General features: G+C 70.8%; 23 protein-coding genes and 1 riboswitch. Of the genes, 6 read left to right on the forward strand and 17 right to left on the reverse strand.

Features of this window, described 5'->3' with window-relative positions; all coding sequences use genetic code 11:
- Positions 1-49 precede the first annotated feature (49 nt).
- Entirely contained in the window at positions 50-922 is an 873-nt protein-coding gene (locus ABZX37_RS00530) for an alpha/beta hydrolase (protein WP_354734836.1), read from the forward strand.
- A 16-nt stretch (positions 923-938) separates the two neighbouring features.
- Here ABZX37_RS00530 and ABZX37_RS00535 read toward each other — a convergent pair whose 3' ends face one another.
- From ABZX37_RS00535 to ABZX37_RS00550, 4 genes are read right to left on the reverse strand one after another with little or no spacing between them, the layout of a single operon-like run.
- Entirely contained in the window at positions 939-1,433 is a 495-nt protein-coding gene (locus tag ABZX37_RS00535; RefSeq protein ID WP_354734837.1) for a GNAT family N-acetyltransferase, read from the reverse strand.
- A gap of 40 nt (positions 1,434-1,473) precedes the next feature.
- Entirely contained in the window at positions 1,474-2,460 is a 987-nt protein-coding gene (locus ABZX37_RS00540) for an alcohol dehydrogenase catalytic domain-containing protein (RefSeq protein ID WP_354734838.1), read from the reverse strand.
- A gap of 19 nt (positions 2,461-2,479) precedes the next feature.
- On the reverse strand, positions 2,480-3,277 hold the full coding sequence (locus tag ABZX37_RS00545) for a helix-turn-helix transcriptional regulator (RefSeq protein WP_354734839.1): 798 nt from the start codon (positions 3,275-3,277) through the stop codon (positions 2,480-2,482).
- Between the two features lie 36 nt (positions 3,278-3,313).
- Positions 3,314-4,003 (reverse strand): nitroreductase family protein, encoded by a 690-nt coding sequence (locus ABZX37_RS00550; RefSeq protein ID WP_354734840.1) that lies wholly within the window; start codon positions 4,001-4,003, stop codon positions 3,314-3,316.
- Positions 4,004-4,073: 70 nt separating this feature from the next.
- On the opposite strand from ABZX37_RS00550, the gene ABZX37_RS00555 reads away from it, so the two are divergent.
- Positions 4,074-4,976, forward strand: coding sequence for a LysR family transcriptional regulator (locus tag ABZX37_RS00555; RefSeq protein WP_354734841.1), 903 nt, complete (start codon positions 4,074-4,076; stop codon positions 4,974-4,976).
- On the opposite strand, the gene ABZX37_RS00560 is transcribed toward ABZX37_RS00555, so the two are convergent.
- From ABZX37_RS00560 to ABZX37_RS00570, 3 genes are all read right to left on the reverse strand, one after another.
- A complete protein-coding gene (locus ABZX37_RS00560; protein ID WP_354734842.1) occupies positions 4,966-5,784 on the reverse strand; it encodes an NmrA family NAD(P)-binding protein in 819 nt (272 codons plus the stop codon). The two genes, ABZX37_RS00555 and ABZX37_RS00560, sit on opposite strands and share 11 nt — an antisense overlap.
- Entirely contained in the window at positions 5,781-6,290 is a 510-nt protein-coding gene (locus ABZX37_RS00565; RefSeq protein ID WP_354734843.1) for a TetR/AcrR family transcriptional regulator, read from the reverse strand. Before ABZX37_RS00565 ends, ABZX37_RS00560 begins: the two co-directional genes overlap by 4 nt.
- A gap of 131 nt (positions 6,291-6,421) precedes the next feature.
- A complete protein-coding gene (locus ABZX37_RS00570) occupies positions 6,422-7,021 on the reverse strand; it encodes a nucleotidyltransferase family protein (RefSeq protein ID WP_354734844.1) in 600 nt (199 codons plus the stop codon).
- Between the two features lie 110 nt (positions 7,022-7,131).
- Here ABZX37_RS00570 and ABZX37_RS00575 point away from each other — a divergent pair, with 110 nt between their 5' ends.
- Complete coding sequence (locus tag ABZX37_RS00575; RefSeq protein WP_354734845.1) at positions 7,132-7,506, forward strand: nuclear transport factor 2 family protein; 375 nt, start codon at positions 7,132-7,134, stop codon at positions 7,504-7,506.
- A 215-nt stretch (positions 7,507-7,721) separates the two neighbouring features.
- Positions 7,722-7,821, reverse strand: a riboswitch (glycine riboswitch).
- Positions 7,822-7,854: 33 nt separating this feature from the next.
- Here ABZX37_RS00575 and ABZX37_RS00580 read toward each other — a convergent pair.
- Complete coding sequence (locus ABZX37_RS00580) at positions 7,855-8,436, reverse strand: MerR family transcriptional regulator (protein WP_009078853.1); 582 nt, start codon at positions 8,434-8,436, stop codon at positions 7,855-7,857.
- A 259-nt stretch (positions 8,437-8,695) separates the two neighbouring features.
- Here ABZX37_RS00580 and ABZX37_RS00585 point away from each other — a divergent pair, with 259 nt between their 5' ends.
- Positions 8,696-9,325 (forward strand): TetR/AcrR family transcriptional regulator, encoded by a 630-nt coding sequence (locus tag ABZX37_RS00585; RefSeq protein ID WP_354734846.1) that lies wholly within the window; start codon positions 8,696-8,698, stop codon positions 9,323-9,325.
- A gap of 37 nt (positions 9,326-9,362) precedes the next feature.
- Here the strand turns inward: ABZX37_RS00585 and ABZX37_RS00590 are convergent, their stop codons facing one another.
- The 7 genes from ABZX37_RS00590 to ABZX37_RS00620 form a co-directional block, all read right to left on the reverse strand.
- Complete coding sequence (locus ABZX37_RS00590; RefSeq protein ID WP_009078856.1) at positions 9,363-9,836, reverse strand: bifunctional nuclease family protein; 474 nt, start codon at positions 9,834-9,836, stop codon at positions 9,363-9,365.
- 213 nt (positions 9,837-10,049) lie between these two features.
- Entirely contained in the window at positions 10,050-10,820 is a 771-nt protein-coding gene (locus ABZX37_RS00595) for a MerR family transcriptional regulator (RefSeq protein WP_354734847.1), read from the reverse strand.
- Positions 10,817-11,287: a glycogen accumulation regulator GarA gene (gene garA / locus ABZX37_RS00600; protein ID WP_009078859.1), complete on the reverse strand. Its 471-nt coding sequence runs from the start codon at positions 11,285-11,287 to the stop codon at positions 10,817-10,819. The genes ABZX37_RS00595 and garA overlap by 4 nt, the downstream gene beginning before the upstream one ends.
- Before the next feature lie 124 nt (positions 11,288-11,411).
- Complete coding sequence (gcvH, locus tag ABZX37_RS00605; protein ID WP_354734848.1) at positions 11,412-11,795, reverse strand: glycine cleavage system protein GcvH; 384 nt, start codon at positions 11,793-11,795, stop codon at positions 11,412-11,414.
- Positions 11,796-11,850: 55 nt separating this feature from the next.
- Positions 11,851-12,447 (reverse strand): CDP-alcohol phosphatidyltransferase family protein, encoded by a 597-nt coding sequence (locus tag ABZX37_RS00610; protein ID WP_354734849.1) that lies wholly within the window; start codon positions 12,445-12,447, stop codon positions 11,851-11,853.
- Positions 12,448-12,773: 326 nt separating this feature from the next.
- Positions 12,774-13,007: a hypothetical protein gene (locus ABZX37_RS00615; protein ID WP_354734850.1), complete on the reverse strand. Its 234-nt coding sequence runs from the start codon at positions 13,005-13,007 to the stop codon at positions 12,774-12,776.
- 350 nt (positions 13,008-13,357) lie between these two features.
- Positions 13,358-13,588, reverse strand: a complete 231-nt coding sequence (locus ABZX37_RS00620) for a hypothetical protein (protein WP_354734851.1) — start codon at positions 13,586-13,588, stop codon at positions 13,358-13,360.
- Here ABZX37_RS00620 and ABZX37_RS00625 point away from each other — a divergent pair.
- Positions 13,566-13,796, forward strand: coding sequence for a hypothetical protein (locus tag ABZX37_RS00625; RefSeq protein WP_037714276.1), 231 nt, complete (start codon positions 13,566-13,568; stop codon positions 13,794-13,796). The genes ABZX37_RS00620 and ABZX37_RS00625 overlap by 23 nt on opposite strands.
- Positions 13,797-13,817: 21 nt before the next feature.
- On the opposite strand, the gene ABZX37_RS00630 is transcribed toward ABZX37_RS00625, so the two are convergent.
- Both ABZX37_RS00630 and ABZX37_RS00635 read right to left on the reverse strand, forming a co-directional pair.
- Positions 13,818-15,524, reverse strand: a complete 1,707-nt coding sequence (locus ABZX37_RS00630) for an AMP-binding protein (protein ID WP_354734852.1) — start codon at positions 15,522-15,524, stop codon at positions 13,818-13,820.
- A 35-nt stretch (positions 15,525-15,559) separates the two neighbouring features.
- A complete protein-coding gene (locus ABZX37_RS00635; protein WP_354734853.1) occupies positions 15,560-16,402 on the reverse strand; it encodes a crotonase/enoyl-CoA hydratase family protein in 843 nt (280 codons plus the stop codon).
- 109 nt (positions 16,403-16,511) lie between these two features.
- Between ABZX37_RS00635 and ABZX37_RS00640 the strand changes: the two genes are divergently transcribed.
- Entirely contained in the window at positions 16,512-17,387 is an 876-nt protein-coding gene (locus ABZX37_RS00640; protein WP_354734854.1) for an alpha/beta fold hydrolase, read from the forward strand.
- Positions 17,388-17,424 lie beyond the last annotated feature (37 nt).

Consider the following 17,424-nt stretch of genomic DNA (forward strand, 5'->3'; position numbering starts at 1 on the left):
GCCGACGCGGTCACGGCGCGCCGCAGGGGAACCCGGGGAAAGTGAATTCATGTTCGATGGTTTTACGACCGAGACGGTGGACGGCGCCGGTTGCCCCGTTTTCGTGCGGCACGGGGGAAGCGGCCCGCCGGTGTTGCTGTTGCACGGACATCCCCGCACCTCGGCGACCTGGCATTGGGTCGCGCCCCGGTTGGCGGAGCGCGGGTTCACGGTCGTGTGCGCCGACCTTCCCGGATACGGCCGGTCCGGGAAGCCGGAACCCGCCGACGACCACGAGCCGCATTCCAAACGGGCGAACGCGCATCGGCTGCTCGCGGTGATGCGCACGCTCGGCCACGAACAGTTCGCCGTGGTCGGGCACGACCGGGGCAGCTATCTCGCCCTCCGCATGGCGCTCGACCATCCGGACCGGGTGCTCCGGGCGGTGCTGGCCGACTGCCTGCCGATCAGCGAGCACCTCGGCCGGATCACCCCGCGGTTCGCGACCGCGTGGTGGCACTGGTTCTTCTTCGCCCAGCCCGAAACCCCGGAGCGCGTGATCAACGCCGACCCCGACTCGTGGTATCGAGGCGATCCGGAAAAGATGGGCAGCGAGAACCACGCCGAATGGCGCGCGGCGATGCGGGACCCGGAAGTCGTCCGCGGCATGCTCGAGGACTACCGCGCCGGTCTCACCGCGGACTACCGCGACGAACTCGCCGACCGCGCCGTCGGCCGCATGCTCAAGCAGTCGGCGCTCGTCCTGTGGTCCCTGCGCGACGACTTGGAAGACCTCTACGGCGATCCCCTGCGCATCTGGCGGGACTGGGCCGAGGACGTCCGCGGGCACGGCATCGACTCCGGGCACCACATGGCCGAACTCGCGCCCGCGGAGGTCTCCGCCGCCGTCGCGGGCTTCCTCGAACCGCTCAAAGCGGAGTGAGAGCCCGGCAGCACCGTCAGGCTGGTTCCGCGGCCAGGCTGCGAGTGAACGCGACCCGGTCCAGCCCAGGCCCGTCGTAGTCCGGCAGCACCTCGGACACCTCGAACCCGAGCCGGGCGTGGTAGGCGCGGGAGCCGGTGTTCTGCGGGCTCGTGATGCACTTGACCTTCAGTACTCCCGATTCCCGCACCTGGCCGAAGAACCATTCGTACAACGACCGGCCGATCCCCTGCCCGTGCAACTGCGGGTCGACGCCGACGAAGTGGATGTACGCGACGGACGGGTCGGTCTGCGAGACGAAGCCGATCAGGAACGCCGCGAGCGTCCCGTCCGGACGCTCGGCCAGGCGGCTGTACGTGGTGAAGTGCTGGAAGTACAGGCGCGGCACCAGCGACGCCCGCTCCCGCGCACCGGCTTCGCCCTTCAGCCCGCCCCACCACGGGCCCAGCGCGGCAAGCACGCGGGCGTGGTCGGCTTCGGTCGGCTGGCGGAAAGTCAGGTCGGCGCTCATGCCCCGACCCTCTCGTTTCCGCGCCCGCCAAGCAACCTGGTTACCGGCGCGGGTCGACGTGGATCTTCGGCGCGCCCGGCGGCCGTTCCCCGCCCAGCACCGCCGCGACCTCGGCCAGCCCGACCGTCGCCGCCACCAACGGCCGCGGATCGACTTCGCCGGAAGCGTAAGCGTCGATCGCCTGCGCCAATCCGGGCGATCCGCTCAGCACGCCGATCGCCGTAACGTCCTTGAGCGCCAACGCCCGCGTGTCGAGCAGGCTCGGCCGCCCCGCGAGTCCGATGTAGACGACCCGCCCCGCCGGTTCGACCACCTCGGCGGCGAGTGCCGGTGCCGCGGGATCGCCGGTGGCGTCCACGACCGCGTCGAAGGGCGGCTCCGGAACGCTGGTGCCAGCCGAGAAACCCAAGCCACGCGCGAATTCCACCGACCACGGCGTCGCGCCCACGAGATGCACCTCGCTGCCCGCGGCCTGGAGGAACAGCGCGGTGAGCAACCCGATCGTCCCCGGCCCGAGAACCAGCACGCGCTCCCCCGCCGCCGCCCGCGCCGCGCGACACGCGTTGCCGCCCGGTTCGACCAGCGCGCCGGCGACGGGATCCAGCGCGTCCGGCAGTTCGTGCAGCGAGCGCACCGGCACGGCGAGACGTTCGGCCAGCGCCCCGGCCCGGCCGCCGCGGATGCCGACCTCCTGCCGGTTCTCGCAGACGTGCTGGTGGCCGCCCCGGCAGCGTCGGCAGTCCCCGCAGCCGAGCATCGTGTCGCCGGTGACGCGGCGGCCGACCCACGCCGGGTGCACGCCGGGTCCGGCCTCGGACACCGTGCCGCACCATTCGTGGCCGAGCCGCATCGGGTACCGGGCGTGGCCGTCGGCGAGGTACTGCATGTCGCCGGTGAAGAATTCGACGTCCGTGCCGCAGACTCCGGCCCGTTCCACGTCGACGACCACCTCGCCGACCCTGGCGACCGGCTCCGGCACCTCGGCCGGACCAGCCTCCCCCGGTCCGGTCACCACGAACGCCCGCATGCCCCGATCGTAACGGCGCTCAGCCGGTCACGCGCTCGCGCAAGAAAGCCGCCGTAGCCGGATCGGCCGGATAGAACGACTCGATCACCAGCTCCGCGACCGTGACGTCCAACGGAGTCCCGAAAGTCGCCACCGTGCTGAAGAACGTCAGCTCCAGATCCCCCTGCCGGTACCGCAGCGGCACGAAAATGTCGCCCGGCCCGGGAACCTCGACCTCCGGAACCTCGTCCTCGCACGGATAGCCCCGCAGCTCCTCCAGCAGCTCCGCGAGCCCGGCATCCGCGGTCTGCTCGACCTGACGCCGCAACCGCCCCAGCAGATGCGCCCGCCACTCCCCCAGGTTGAGCACCCGCGGGGCCATCCCGTCCGGGTGCAGCGTCGCGCGCAGGACGTTCACCGGCCCGGTCAGCAGGTCCGGTGCGATGCCTTCGGTGAGCACGCCAAGACTCAGGTTGGCGTCGACCAGGTTCCAGCCGCGGTCGACCACTGCCGCCGGGTACGGGTCGTGTCCGGCGAGGAGGCGCCGGACGGCTTCGCGGACCACGGTCATCTCCGGCGCTCCGATGTCGGACTCGCCGTAGGCCGGTGCGTAGCCCGCGGCGAGCAGCAGGCGGTTCCGTTCCCGCAGCGGGATGTCGAGGTGCTCGCCCAGCCGCAGCACCATGTCCCGGCTCGGCTTGGACCTTCCGGTCTCCACGAAGCTCAGGTGGCGCGTCGAGATGTCCGCCGAGATCGCGAGGTCGAGCTGGCTGATGCGGCGGCGGTCGCGCCATTCCCGGAGCAGTTCGCCGACCGGGGCCTTCACCGTAGTCGTCACCCGTCCGACGCTACGGCGTCGCCGGCCGGGGGACCATTACCCCCGAGGTAACGGCGCGTGCACCACCAGCGCCTCGCCGAGCGGTTTGCGGTCGAGGTCGGGCACCTCGCAGTCCGGCGCGGGATAGCCGACCGGGAACAGGATGTACGGCCGTTCGGTGGCCGGGCGCTCGAAGACCTCGTTGAGGAAGCCCATCGGGTTCGGGGTGTGGGTGAGCGTCGCGAGGCCCATCGTGTGCAGCGCGGTGATGAACATGCCGCACGCGATGCCGACGCTCTCGTTGACGTAGTAGTTCTTCCGCAGCGAACCGTCCGGCAGCGGCGTGCTCTTCTGCGCGAACGCGACCACCAGCCACGGCGCGACCTCGAGGAACTCCTTGTGCTCGTCGGTTTCGAGCCGGGCGAGCGCCGCGTGCCAGTCCGGCGCGTCGCGCTCCCGATAGAACTTCCGTTCCTCGATCTCGGCCGCCTCGCGCACCGCGCGTTTCACGTCCGGGTCAGCCGTCGCGACGAACGTCCACGGCTGGTGGTGCGCGCCGCTCGGCGCGGTGTTCGCGATCCGCACCGCGGTCTCGATCGCTTCGAGCGGCACCGGGTCCGGCGAGAACCAGCGGACCGACCGGCGCTGGTCGAGCAGCCGGTACAGCTCCTGCCCGCGCGCGAGGCTTTCCTTCGGGGACAGCCGGGGCGGCGCGTACGGGACGAACGGGTGCTGGTGCCGGGTCATGCTCCGACCCTGCCGCGTCGGCGGTCATCGGTCCAGTTCACATTTCTGGTGAAGGACATAAGGTGAGCTCATGTCTCCCTCGTTGCGCCAGCTCGAGTATCTGGTCGCGGTCGCGGACACCGGCGGTCTCACCGCCGCGGCGGACAGCTGCCACGTATCGCAGTCGGCGGTGTCGCTGGCGATCGCTTCGCTGGAACGGACTTTGGGCGTGCAGCTCATCCTTCGCGGCCCCGGCCGGACGACCGCGCTGACCGACGCCGGCCGCCAGGTCGTCGGCGAGGCCCGCGCGGTGCTCACCTCCGTCGCCGAACTCGGCACCACGGCCCGCGACTACGGCCAAGACCTCGCCGGACGCCTGAGTTTCGGCTGCTACACCCCCCTCGCACCGCTGCACGTGCCCGCCGCGCTGGCGACCTTCCGCACCCGGCACCCGGAAGTCGACGTCACGTTCGTCGAAGGCACCCTGCCCGACCTGCAGCATCTCCTGCTGGAGGGCCGCTGCGACCTGGCCGTGCTGTACCGGCAAGACCTCGTGCCGGGAATCGCGGTGGACCAACTGTACGACCAGCCGCCGAGCGTGCTCCTCCCGCCGGACCATCCCCTGGCGCGCCGCAAGACGGTTTCGTTGCGCGCCTTGGCCGACGAGCCGTTCGTCCTGCTGGACGTACCGCCGTCGGAACGCTATTTCCGCGACGTGTTCGCCTCCGTCGGACTTCCGATGCCGGTCGCACACCGCACGACGAGCTTCGAACTCGCGCGGGCATTGGTCGCGCGAGGGCTCGGCTACACGCTCTCCGTGCAGCGACCGCCGTTGGAGCTTTCCGTCGAAGGCACGCCATTCGCCGTGCGTCCGTTGCGCGAGCGGGTTCCGACGACGCCGGTCGTGCTGGCCCGCGCGGAGGGTGCGCGGCTGACGCGGCGCGCGGAAACGTTCCGGACCTTCTGCCGGGAGTTTTTCGGGTCTACAGCGTGATGGCGCTCGGTTCGCGTCCGAGAAGCTCGGCCAGCACCGGGCTTGTCTCGGCGAAGTGACCTTGACGGGCCGCCTGGAACATCGTGAGCTTCAGGCGCGCCATCTCCCCTGGCTCGCCCGCGATCCACTGCTCGTCGTCCACGACCACGCGCTTCACCTCGCGTCCGTTGACCCGCGAGGCGATCTCGGCAACGTCGTCGAACGTCACCGCCTGTCGCGCGGTCAAAGTCACCGGACCGTCGAACGCCCTGTCCCCGGCCAGAACGACCGCCGCCGCTTCGGCGACGTCGGCACGATCGGTCCAGGAAACCGGCCCGTCCGCCGGTGCCGAGATCATCCCGGTCTCCCGCCAGTTCCCGAGCAGCCAACCTAGGCTGTGCGCATAAAACCCGTTGCGCAGCGCCGTCCACGCGACGCCCGACTCGGCGAGAATCTGTTCGGTCGCGGCATGCTCCGGCCCCGGCGGGAAAGGAGTGTCCATCCGGGAATTCTGGTGACTGGTATACAGAATCCGTTGCGCCCCAGCCGCTACCGCCGCCTCGATGCCCGCGCGATGCAAGCTCGCCCCGTCCGTGTGCGGGTCATTTGAGGAAACGAGAAGCACTTTTTCGGCTCCCGCAAAGGAATTCCGCAGCGCCGCCGGATCCTCGTAGGAACCCTGCCGCACCCGCACGCCCCGCTCGGCGAAGTGCTGCGCCTTCGCGACATCCCGGACGGACACGCCGATCCGCTCCGCCGGGACGCGCTTGAGGAGATGCTCCACGGTCGCCCCGTTGAGCGCACCGGTCGCCCCCGTGATCACGATCATGACTGGATTCCTTTCCGCAGCAAGGGAAGCAGGATGTCGTCGACGAGGTGTCGCACGAACCGCTCGTCGCACCGCTCTCCGGCGAAGACGATCCGGTGCACGATCACCGCGGGCGCGACCTCGGCGAACAACTCGGCCGCGCCCGGCGCCAGCTCCTCGCCCGGCAGCCGATCCGTCATCGCGGCTTGGTCCCGGCGCAGGATCCGGCGCATCTCGTCGGCGAGCCGGGCATCGCCGCGCATGCCCGCGAACAGCGCGCCCAGCAGTCCGATCTCCTGCTCTTCGATCTCGCGCGCCAGCCAACCCACGACGGCCAGCAGGTTCTCCCGCAATCCCCCGGCGACGGGTTCGGGCGGAGCAGAACCTTGCCGCTGCTCCACCGCCGCCGCGACGAGGGCCGCTTTGTCGCGGTACCGGCGGTAAATCGTCGTCTTCGCCACGCCCGCCCGCGCCGCGATCGCCTCGATGGACAACTGGTCGTAGCCGACCTCAGCCAGCACCGCCAAGGCTGCTTCCTGAATCGCGAGGCCCCGACGGGCATCGCGAGGTCTGCCCACGACTGGCGAGTCCGACACCCGAACCTACTTTCGATACGCTACCGTTTCGTATCGAAAGTACGCCGCACCCGAGGCACGCGTCAACTGGGCCACGGCAGGACGGTCAACGTCGGCCATTGTTCTTGCCACCGCCGGGCTTTCGCCTCGTAACTGCTCCGCGGCGCGTGCCCGGGATTGGGCCGCACGACGAGGTTGAACATGTCAGCGAACCCGTGCGGCGCGTAGACCTGCCACGCCCCTTCGCTGTCCAGCCGAATCCCGAGACACGGCGTCGTGGACGGAAAGGAGTCGATGGCCGCCTCGGTAGACGGGTAGGGCGCGCAGGGCACGCCGAAGCGGTCCTCGTACCAGAGATGCACCCGCGCCTCGTTCCGGATTTCCACCGTGACCGGGAGATCCCCGAACCTCCGGACGCCCTCCTCGATGACCGAGTTCTCCGCTTCCCAGCTGAGATCCGAGTCGTCGAAGTAGAACAGGTCGTAGTCCTTGATGCCCTCGGCGGGCGGGCGTCCGGTCACCACGTTCCACACGGTCTGGCACAGGCAGCCCGCCGTCAGGTACCAGCCGGGAAGAGCCAGCTCCGCCGCGCGGGCGAGCACCTCCGGCACCATCTCGTTGCGCGTCACGATCTCGCGGAATTTCCCCAATTGCCGGTCGATCGGCAGGCGGCCGTAGTCCATGCCCCGGTTTAGCACGGCGAACCGATTACCTCCCGCGTAATCGACCAGCCGCCGTTCCTCCGACAGGCTTGGCCCTACCGAAAACGGTACGACGCAAGGAGAACCTCGAAATGACCACCACCGCCCCGACCGCCGCCGCCATCGCCCGCCGCTACCTCGACGTCTGGAACGAGACCGACCCGCAGCGGCGGCGCCAGCTCGTCTCGGAGGTCTTCGCGCCGGGCGCGACCTACACCGATCCGCTCGGCGCGGTCGCCGGACAGGACGAGATCGACGGGTTCATCGGCGGCGCGCAGGCGCAGTTCGCCGGACTGGTCTTCAGCCTGCCCGCGGAGCCGGACGCGCACCACGATCTCGCGCGGTTCCAGTGGCACCTGTCGGCCCCGGGCAACCCCGAGCCGATCGCGATCGGGTTCGACGTCGTGGAGATCGCCGACGGCCGGATCGCCAAGGTGCACGGCTTCCTGGACAAGATTCCGGGCTGACCCGAGGAAAACGCCGGGATGTGGTCTTGACCACATGCACGAGGTTCAGACCACCCGTGAGGTCTGAACCTCACCGGCGAGCACGCGAAGAAGGCCCTCCCCACTCTGTCCGTACCCCGAGGGGCGCCTGAGAGTTTCACCCGCGTGGATACCCGGGCTTGCACCGTCGGCGGCACCGGCTGGTGGTCTCCTGCCGATGCGCTTTCCAGAGGCGTCTCGTCCGCGCGGTCCAGGGTGCCTGAGAGGTTCCGGGGAGGACTTGCTCCTTCGGCGCCGGTCCGGGGATGCCGGTCCGGTCTCTCCCGCGCGGGATCGTCGATCGCGCGCCCAGTCTAGCGCGGGGGAAGATCAGCCGGTGCGGCGGGCGTTGCGGCGCTGGGTCAGCTCGTCCGGCACGACGGCCTCGACGAGACCGCCGTCGGCGCGCTCGGCCGGGAACTCGTGGATCGTGCCGCTGATCTCCTGCATCGCCCCGCTGACCGCGATGCCGAACACGCCCTGGCCGCCCTGGAGCAGATCCACGATCTCCTCCGGCGAGGTGCATTCGTACACCGTGGTGCCGTCGGAGAACAGCGTGACCTTCGCCAGGTCCCGCACCCCGCGCACGCGCAGGTGGTCCACCGCGACGCGGATGTTCTGCAGCGAGACCCCGGTGTCCAGCAGGCGTTTCACGACCTTGAGGACCAGGATGTCCTTGAACGAGTACAGCCGCTGCGACCCCGAACCGTGCGCCGTCCGGATGCTGGGCGCGACCAGCTTCGTGCGCGCCCAGTAGTCCAGCTGACGGTAGGTGATCCCGGCGATCTGGCAGGCCGCGGGACCGCGGTAGCCGACCAGCTCGTCGGGCAGCGAGGCGTCGGGGAACAGCTCGCCCTGCTCGCCGTCGGCGACAGGTCCGGCAGGTATCTCCGGACGACCAGCCTCGACCACCGCAAGCCTCCCCTCGCCCGGCCTCGCGGCAGGGCGTTCGACAGGCCGGTCGAGCCCAGGATCGGGATCGGCCGGGGAAAACTGCCACGAGCGCGCCGGGTCGGCGAATCACATCGTGGCGATTTACCGCCTTTGACGGTAAGGCTGCGCCGCGAGCCGGTCAACGCGACGCGCGGCGGACCTCAAGGCCGTGTCGAGGCTTTGGCCCGTTCGCCGTACGGGATTGACATTTTTTACTCAGCCGGATAACTTGTTACTCATGCAAGTAAACATCGACACGCAAGCCGAACTCGGCCTCAGCGTCACCGAGGCCACCACCCGGGCGCAGATCATCGGCGCGACCATCGCGACGATCGCCGACCACGGGTACGCGCGCACCACCTTCGCGCGCATCAAGGAGCGGGCCGGGCTCAGCAGCACCCGGCTGATCTCGTACCACTTCACCAACAAGGCCGGCCTCATGCAGGCGGTGCTGAGCACGGTGTCCGAGACCAAATCGGAATACCTGCGCCAGCGCAGCGAGGGCGTCGACCCGGCGGACCGGCCGGCGAACCTGCGCGCGTACATCGAAACCTCGGTCGCGTTCCTGCGCGACTACCCGCAATGCGAGCGGGTGCTGGTCGAGATGGCCGCGCACGCCGACGACCGAGACGGCTGGGCGATGACCGGCGTCATGGTCGGGCAATTGCGCACCGGCGCGCTGCAGCGGCAGCTGGACCAGGGCCGCAAGGAGGGGGCGTTCGGCGACATTTCGCCGGAGATCGTGGCGCTGTCGATCGCGCAGGCCATCGACGGGGTCGCGGCCGCTTACGCCGCGAATCCGGAGGTGGACCTGGACCGCTACGGCCGGGAGCTGGCCGACCTGTTCGCCCGCGCCACCGCGCGATGAGCTCGCGCCCGGCGGGAAACCGCCGGGCGGGGGCGCCTCAGGTGTCGGCGCCGCGGAAGTCTTCCGGGGAGACGGAGTCGAGGAACTCGCGGAACTTCTCGACCTCGTCCTCCTGCTCGTCCGGGATGATCAGGCCGGCCTCTTCGAGCACCGCGTCGACCGCGTGGATCGGGACGCCGATCCGCAGCGCCAGCGCGACCGAATCGCTCGGGCGGGCCGAAACGCGGATGTCGCCGTCGAAGACGAGTTCGGCGAAGAAGGTGCCTTCTTTGAGGTCGGTGATGACGACCTGCTCGAGCTCGCGGCCGAGCGCGCCGATGACCTCTTTGAGCAGATCGTGGGTGAGCGGCCGGGCGGGCCGGACGCCTTGCTGTTCCAGGGCGATCGCGGTGGCTTCGACCGAGCCGATCCAGATCGGCAGGTACCGCTCGCCCTCGGTCTCCCGCAGCAACAAGATCGGCTGATTGGCGGGCAACTCGACCCGCACTCCGACGACGCGCATCTCGCTCATCGGGCTTCGCCTCCCTCTCGTGCACACGGGCCGCAGCGCTGGCGACGGCTGACGACCGTTGTCTCCGACGCTACCCGTCATCCGGGCGCTGTGCTCGCTCGCAGCGGACATTCTCGGTTCGTGGTCTCGCGAACCGTCTCTCACGGTACGGCATCCCGGCGCTGAGGTTCAGTCATTGACAAGTGACGGAAAACGCGTCTCGGGCATACAGGGTCAGTCGCCGGCGACGCCGCGGATGCCGGCTTTGACGAGCAGCGTGTGCAGCGTGACCGACAGCGCGGCCAGTTCGCGCACCACCTCGTCCGCGCGGGCTTTCGCGTCCGCGTCACGATGCCGGTACGCGGGGGTCACGATCTGCTCCAGCAGGCCGACCTCGCGGTCGGCCGCGGCGCGGAACGCGCGCAGGTGCCGCGGCTCGAGCCCGAACTCGGTCATCGCCTTGACCGTGCGGGCGATCAGCACCGATTCCGGGCCGAAAAAACCCGCCGCGCCGGGGCGCAGCAGGCCGTACTGGCACAGCTCGGCCAGCGTCGCGTCGTCGATTCCCGCCTGCTCCAGCAGGTCTTCCTGGGTGAGCCGGAGCTCCGGCCCGGTCTCGAAGTCCGCCGCCGCGGGCAGTCCGGCGGGATCGCTCCCGTCGCCGAGCGGCACGAGCCGGCGCGGCAGCTGGGGAGCCGACGGGACCGGCGCGGGCGGTTGCGCGCCCGCGTCGGCCGCGTCGAGCTGCTCCTTGATGACCTTCAGCGGGAGGTAGTGGTCGCGCTGCGCGGACAGCACGTACCGCAGGCGTTCCACGTCCGCCGGCGCGAACTGCCGGTACCCCGAGGGCGTGCGGCCCGGGCGGACCAGGCCCTCCGCCTCGAGGAAGCGGATCTTGGAAATCGTGACATCGGGGAAGTCCCCGCGCAGCTGCGCGAGCACCGCCCCGATGCTCAACCCGTCCCGCCGGGCCTCCTGACGACCGGGCTGCCCGGCCGCCGTCACTGCGCCCCCTGGCCCCCGTGCCCCGGGCCGGTCAGGAAGACCAGGCGGAACTTGCCGATCTGCACCTCGTCGCCGCCGGCGAGGACGGCCTGGTCGACCGGCTCGCGGTTGACGTAGGTGCCGTTGAGGCTGCCGACGTCGATCACGACGAACTCCCCGCCCTCGCGCCGGAATTCCGCGTGGCGGCGGGAAACCGTGACGTCGTCGAGGAAGATGTCGCTGTCGGGGTGCCGTCCCGCGCTGGTGGTGTCGCGGTCGAGCAGGAAGCGGGAGCCCGCGTTGGGCCCGCGCTTCACGACCAGGAGGGCGGAACCCGGCGGCAGGGCGTCGACGCCCTGCACCGGTGCCTCGGCGGCCGGCGCGGACTCCTGCTGGCCTTCCATGTCGGCCAGGAAATCGGCCCGGAAGACAGAGGTCCGCTCCGGAGACTGCTCCGGGGGAACGCCGGGCCCGTCGTTCGTGCTCACCTGAGCTCTCCTCTACGCATGAAGTGTTGCCATCGACCAAGAACGTGTAGCTGTCAACGTACCGTGCCCGACCGGCCCGGAACCCTCGGGCTCCCCTTGAGGCTCCGGCGCCGGGCCGAGCGGCTCAGCCCTTGATCAGAGCCTCGTACGCCTCGGCCTCGAGCAGCGCCTCGAGACCGGCCGGGTCGTCGAGCCGGATCTCCACGAGCCAGCCCTCGCCGTAGGGGTCGGAGTTGACGAGCTCGGGCGACTCGGCGACCGCGGAGTTCACCGCGACGATCTCGCCGCCGACCGGCGCGAACAGCTCGGAGACGCTCTTCGTGGACTCGACCTCGCCGAAGGCGTCGCCCGCCCCGACCTGCCTGCCGACCTCGGGCAGGTCGACGAACACGACGTCGCCGAGCTGGTCCTGCGCGTATTCGGTGATCCCCACCCGCACGAGCGAACCCTCGCGGGTCGCGACCCACTCGTGCTCCTCGGTGTAGCGCAGTTCTTCCGGAGTGGTCAACGCCGCTCCCCTTCCTGGTGCCGGCTGTGCTCGCGATGCTGACGGCAATCTTCCATCACCGGGTGCGCAGCGCGCGAGCCGCCTGCACGACGTAGAGCGCGCCGGACCAGACATACAGGACGCCGCCCCACACCATGAACGCGTACGCGATCGGCCGCGCGACCGCGGCGACGTCCGAGCCGCCTTGCGTGAGCAGCAGGAACGGGAAGGCGTACATGAGGACGAAGGTCGCGCCCTTGCCGATGTAGGTGACCTCGGGCGGCGCGAACCCGCCGCGGCGCAGCAGCATCACGCAGACGCCCAGCACCAGCTCGCGCAGCACCAGCGGGACGACGACCCACCACGGGATGATGTCGCGGATCAGGAAGGCGACGAGCGTGGCGAGGATGTAGAGCCGGTCCGCGGCGGGGTCGAGCAGCTGGCCGAGCCGCGACATCTGGTCCAGCCAGCGGGCGAGCTTGCCGTCGAGCCAGTCGGTGAGCGCGGAGAAGATCAGCAGGGCGAGCGCCCAGCCGTCCTCTTTCGGGCCGAGCAGCAGCCAGAGGAACACCGGGACGCCCGCCAGCCGCAGCAGCGACAGCAGGTTGGGGATGGTGAGCGCCTGCCGCCACAGGGAGGGCTCGGTCTTGGGCTCGTCGGGGACCGTGGTCACGCGGCCAGCCTAGAGCGGGCGGAGCCGCGGCGTTCGTCCCGGCGGGGTGAACGGCGGGGCCGGGGTTGTGCCGCGGCGGCCGTCGAAGCTGCGAGGACAGCCGCCGGAGGGGAGGCCGGCGCGAACTGTTCCGCTATACGGAACGCCATGTTCCGCCGCGAGACCTCGTGCGGGACTCTGTGCGGGGATCCGGCGGAGCCGGTGCGCGGCTGGAACGATTCCGCTCACGGCGCGGGCGAATCGGTGCGGTGACGGGGAATCCGGCGGATCCGCCGGGTCGCGTCCGGGACTCCTCCCCGGTTCCGGACGCGACCCCGGCGGAAGTCTCAGCGGGAGCGGCGGCGGCCGGCCGCGCGGCGGTGGCTCCAGCCGCGGCGCCGCAATTGCGCGGTGCTCAGCGTTTCCGGACGGCCGCGGCCGTCGGTGCCCACCCAGCGCGGGCGCACGGCCCCGGCCTCGAGGACGTAGGGGCGGCCGCCGCACCACACCACGCTGCAGGGTTCGGTCGGCGGATCGGTCGGGAGGTCGGTCTCGGCTGCGGGGGCGGCTTCGGTGCTCATGCTTTCGGTGACTCGTGCTCTCTGGCGTCGGGCTTCGGGGACCTGGAACGCGCGGGGCGCCTGCCCTCTACGTCGGCGCGGGACCGCCGAGCGTTAACCGCCGCGGGCCGGATTCCTCCGAACGATGCGCCCCGGCGATGCGGATTTCCCGGTCCGGAACCGGAAAACAACCGTCCACAGTAGACTGGACGACGCCCGCTCCGGTGTGTCGGTGCCGCTCAGCGAGGCGCGAGGGGCCAGAATGGGCGCGACCCCGGCGAAAGGATCGCGGTGCTCCCGTCGAAAACCGTGTACGGGCCGCTGTGCGCGGCTGTGGTGGTTTTGCCCGCGCTCACCGCCTGTTCGGGGGATCAAGCGCCACCGGCGGCCGCCCCGTCGGCGCCCTCCGCGATCGCCTCGGCAGCGCCGAGCACGCACGCTCCCCCGCCGCTGCCGGCGACCGGGGGCGCGAGCAGCCCGCCGGCCGCCCCCAGCAGCACCGCGGCCGCGCCGAAGCCGTCGAAACAGGCTCCGCCGGTCAATCCGGGCACCTGCGGCACCGTCACCGCGGCGAGCGGGATGACGTTGTACGTGTACGACAACAAAGCCATCCCGTGCGCGGACGCGATGGCGCTGGTCAAGAAGTTCCACCAGGCGATCAACGGCCGGCAGGCCGCGGGCTCGAACAACCCGGTCAACGCGACCGTCGACGGCTGGCTGTGCGTTTCCGGCCCGCCCGCCGCGCAGGGCGGCACGACGTGCAGCAAGGGCGAGCAGACCGTGCTGGCGGCGGTGGTGCCGGCCGAATAGGACCGGCGCCACCGCCGCGGCTCAGGACTTGAGATCCGGGAAGTCGTCCTCGCGGAACTCGCCCTCGGGCCGCTCGCCGCCTTCCCGGCCGCGCAGTTCGACCCGGCGGATCTTGCCCGAGATGGTCTTCGGCAGCTCCCCGAATTCCAGCCGCCGGATCCGCTTGTACGGCGCGAGGTGTTCGCGCGCGTACGCGAGGATCGCCCGCGCGGTTTCGGCGTCCGGCTCGTGCCCGGAGGTGAGCACCACGTACGCCTTCGGCACGGCCAGCCGGATCGGGTCCGGCGCGGGCACCACGGCCGCCTCGGCGACCGCTTCGTGCTCCAGCAGGACGCTCTCCAGCTCGAACGGCGAGATCCGGTAGTCCGACGCCTTGAAGACGTCGTCGGTGCGGCCGACGTAGGTGATGTAGCCGCGTTCGTCGACCGAACCGACGTCGCCGGTGTGGTAGTAGCCGCCCGCGAAGGCGGCCGACGTGCGCTCGTCGTCGTCCGCGTAGCCCGCCATCAGGCCGACCGGCCGGTGCGCGAGGTCGAGGCAGATCTCGCCCTCGGTCGCGCGCTCGCCGGTGACCGGGTCGACCAGAGCGACCGCGAACCCGGGCAGCGGGCGGCCCATCGAACCGGCCACGACGTCCTGGCCCGGCGTGTTCGCGACCTGGACGCTGGTTTCGGTCTGCCCGAAGCCGTCCCGGATGGTGACGCCCCACGCCTTCTCGACCTGCTCGATCACCTCGGGGTTGAGCGGCTCCCCCGCGCCGACGACCTTCTTCGGCGGCGTCCGCAGCGCGGTGAGGTCGGCCTGGATCAGCATCCGCCACACCGTCGGCGGCGCGCAGAAGCTGGTGACGGCGCACCGGTCCATCTGCGCCATCAGCGCGGCCGCGTCGAACCGCGCGTAGTTGTACAGGAACACGGTCGCTTCGGCGTTCCACGGCGCGAAGAAGTTGCTCCACGCGTGCTTGGCCCAGCCCGGGGACGAGATGTTGAGGTGGACGTCGCCCGGTTCCAGCCCGATCCAGTACATTGTGGACAGATGGCCGACCGGGTACGAAACGTGCGTGTGCTGCACGAGTTTCGGCTTCGCGGTGGTGCCCGAGGTGAAATACAGCAGCAGCGGGTCCTCGGCGCGGGTGACCCCGTCCGGGGTGAATTCGGCCGGCTCGGCGTACGCGGTTTCGAAGGCGTGCCAACCGGAAACGGGTTCGCCGACCGCGATCCGCGTGTAGTCGCCAGCGACGTCGGCGAACTTCTCCGCGTCGACGTCGCGCACGACGACGTGCTTCGCGTTGCCGCGCTCGACGCGGTCCACCAGGTCGGCCGGGCCGAGCAGCGTGGACGCCGGGATCACGACGGCGCCCAGCTTGATCGCCGCGAGGATGGTCTCCCACAGCTCGCCCTGGTTGCCGAGCATGACGATCACCCGGTCGCCGCGCGAGACGCCGAGGCCGCGCAGCCAGTTCGCGACCTGGTTGGACCGGGCCGCCATCTCCGGGAACGTCCAGCGGTTCTCGGTGCCGTCTTCTTCCACGATCCACAGCGCGTACCGCTGCGCGTTCGCCGGATCCGCCGCGACGGCGTCGAACCAGTCCGTCGCCCAGTTGAACTCGTCCAGCCGCGGCCACGCGAACTCGCGATAGGCAGTTTCGTAGTCCTCGCGATGGGCCTGCAGATAGTCCCGCGCCGCGCGGAATGCCTGGTAGCCGGTGACCTCAGCGCCGTTGCTCACGTCGTACTCCTCGTGCTCGCTTTCCCGTGCCTGTTTTACTCGCCCTTGAACTCCGGCGCCCGTCGCTCCATAAAGGCCTGGACGGCTTCCTGGAGGTCCTTGCTCGGCAGGAACGCGGAGTTCCACGCGGCGACGTAGCGCAGGCCTTCGGCGACCTGGCGTTCGGTGTTCGTCGAGAGCACCTGCTTGGTGCCCTGGACGACCAGCGGCGGGTTCGCGGCGATCTCGGCGGCCAGCTCGCGGGCCTTGGCCAGCAACGTCTCCTGGTCCGGGTACACGTCGTTGACCAGGCCGATCTTCTCCGCGCGGGCGGCGTCGATGTCCTTGCCGGTCAGGGCGAGTTCGCGGACGTGGCCCTCGCCGACGATCGGCGCGAGGCGCTGCAGGCTGCCGATGTCGGCGACGATCGCGACCTTCACCTCGCGGACGCTGAACTTGGCGTCCTCGCTGGCCAGGCGGATGTCGGCGGCGGTGATGACGTCCACGCCGCCGCCGATGCACCAGCCGGACACGGCGGCGACCACCGGCTTGCGGCATTCGGCGATCGAGCTGACCGCCTGCTGCAGCCGCTGGACCTCGCGGTGGAACTCGGTGCGCGGCCCGGCCAGCGCGTCGCCGGCCAGCAGCGGAGCCCAGCTGCCCATCATCGCGGGCAGGTCGAGGCCGTAGGAGAAGTGCTTGCCGCTGCCGGTCAGGACCACAGCGCGCACGCGCGGGTCGGCGTCGAGGGCGGCGAACACCTGCGGCAGCTCGCGCCAGAAGTCGGGGCCCATCGCGTTGCCCTTGCCCGGGCCGAGCAGGGTCACCTCGGCGACCGGGCCGTCGAGGTCGACGCGGAGCGAGGCGAGTTCGGGAAGGGCGGCTACTGGTTCGGTCATGCGGTCATCTTGACTCATCGGGCCGACCCCAGCTCATCCGGTTGACACTGTGCCAACGCGGCTGCGGGATGCTTTCCTGGAGACCCGAGGTGGAGAGGGAGGCGCCCGTATGGATCCGGCACCCGTGCCCGTCGCCGACGCCCCGCCGGCGGAACCCGCGGCGGCCCGCAAGGCCCGGCCGATCGAGCTGTCCGGTTCGTTCCGGCACGACGGCCAGCGCCTGTGCTACACCGAATACGGCAGCGGCGACCGCGTCGTGGTGCTGATGCACGGGATCATGTTCACCCGGCGGATGCACGCGCCGCTGGCCCGGCGGCTCGCGCGCGCCGGTTTTCGCGTGGTGACGCTCGACCTGCTCGGCCACGGCGATTCCGACCGGCCGACGCAGTCGTGGCGCTATTCGATGCCCGCGTTCGGCGAGCAGGCCGTCGCGCTCCTCGACCATCTCGAGATCGAGGACGCGGTGGTCGGCGGGACCTCGCTGGGCGCGAACGTGGCGCTGGAAGTGGCCGTCGCCGCGCCGTCGCGAGCGCGCGGACTGGTGGTCGAGATGCCGGTGCTGGACAACGCGATCGTCGCCGGGCTGCTGACTTTCGCGCCGCTGCTGTTCGCCGCGCGCTTCCTGCCCGCGACGGTGCGCGGGGTGTCGCTGGCCGCGCACCTGGTGCCGCACGGGAACCAGTGGGTCGACGTCATCACGGACACGCTGAGCCAGGACCCGGCGCCGATGGCCGCGCTGCTGCACGGCGTGCTGTTCGGCCGGATCGCGCCGCCCAAGTCGATCCGCGGCACGATCACGACGCCGACGCTGGTGATCGGCCACGAGGGCGACCCGATCCACCCGTTCGGCGACGCGGGCAGCCTCGCCGAGGACCTGCCGAACGCCGAGTTCGTGCGGGCCCGCAGCCCGGTCGAGCTGCGATTCGACCCGAAGCGGCTCAGCGCGGCGATCCGGGACTTCGCCTTCCGCCGCTACCCCGCCTAGCCCCGTAGCCCGAAGTTCCGTGAAGGACTCCTTGGGG

Origin of the sequence: Amycolatopsis sp. NPDC004079 (assembly GCF_040610415.1) — a bacterium.
GTDB lineage: Bacteria > Actinomycetota > Actinomycetes > Mycobacteriales > Pseudonocardiaceae > Amycolatopsis > Amycolatopsis halotolerans.

Excerpts from the sequence above, each read along its gene's own strand:
- ABZX37_RS00585 (WP_354734846.1), top strand. The coding sequence starts at position 8,696 with ATGCAAGTAAACATCGACACGCAAGCCGAACTCGGCCTCAGCGTCACC.
- ABZX37_RS00555 (WP_354734841.1), top strand. The coding sequence starts at position 4,074 with ATGTCTCCCTCGTTGCGCCAGCTCGAGTATCTGGTCGCGGTCGCGGAC.
- ABZX37_RS00640 (WP_354734854.1), top strand. The coding sequence starts at position 16,512 with ATGGATCCGGCACCCGTGCCCGTCGCCGACGCCCCGCCGGCGGAACCC.
- ABZX37_RS00615 (WP_354734850.1), bottom strand. The coding sequence starts at position 13,007 with ATGAGCACCGAAGCCGCCCCCGCAGCCGAGACCGACCTCCCGACCGAT.
- ABZX37_RS00570 (WP_354734844.1), bottom strand. The coding sequence starts at position 7,021 with ATGGACTACGGCCGCCTGCCGATCGACCGGCAATTGGGGAAATTCCGC.
- ABZX37_RS00590 (WP_009078856.1), bottom strand. The coding sequence starts at position 9,836 with ATGAGCGAGATGCGCGTCGTCGGAGTGCGGGTCGAGTTGCCCGCCAAT.
- ABZX37_RS00560 (WP_354734842.1), bottom strand. The coding sequence starts at position 5,784 with ATGATCGTGATCACGGGGGCGACCGGTGCGCTCAACGGGGCGACCGTG.
- ABZX37_RS00535 (WP_354734837.1), bottom strand. The coding sequence starts at position 1,433 with ATGAGCGCCGACCTGACTTTCCGCCAGCCGACCGAAGCCGACCACGCC.
- ABZX37_RS00540 (WP_354734838.1), bottom strand. The coding sequence starts at position 2,460 with ATGCGGGCGTTCGTGGTGACCGGACCGGGGGAGGCTGGTCCGGCCGAG.
- ABZX37_RS00635 (WP_354734853.1), bottom strand. The coding sequence starts at position 16,402 with ATGACCGAACCAGTAGCCGCCCTTCCCGAACTCGCCTCGCTCCGCGTC.
- ABZX37_RS00530 (WP_354734836.1), top strand. The coding sequence starts at position 50 with ATGTTCGATGGTTTTACGACCGAGACGGTGGACGGCGCCGGTTGCCCC.
- ABZX37_RS00575 (WP_354734845.1), top strand. The coding sequence starts at position 7,132 with ATGACCACCACCGCCCCGACCGCCGCCGCCATCGCCCGCCGCTACCTC.
- ABZX37_RS00625 (WP_037714276.1), top strand. The coding sequence starts at position 13,566 with ATGACGTTGTACGTGTACGACAACAAAGCCATCCCGTGCGCGGACGCG.
- ABZX37_RS00550 (WP_354734840.1), bottom strand. The coding sequence starts at position 4,003 with ATGACCCGGCACCAGCACCCGTTCGTCCCGTACGCGCCGCCCCGGCTG.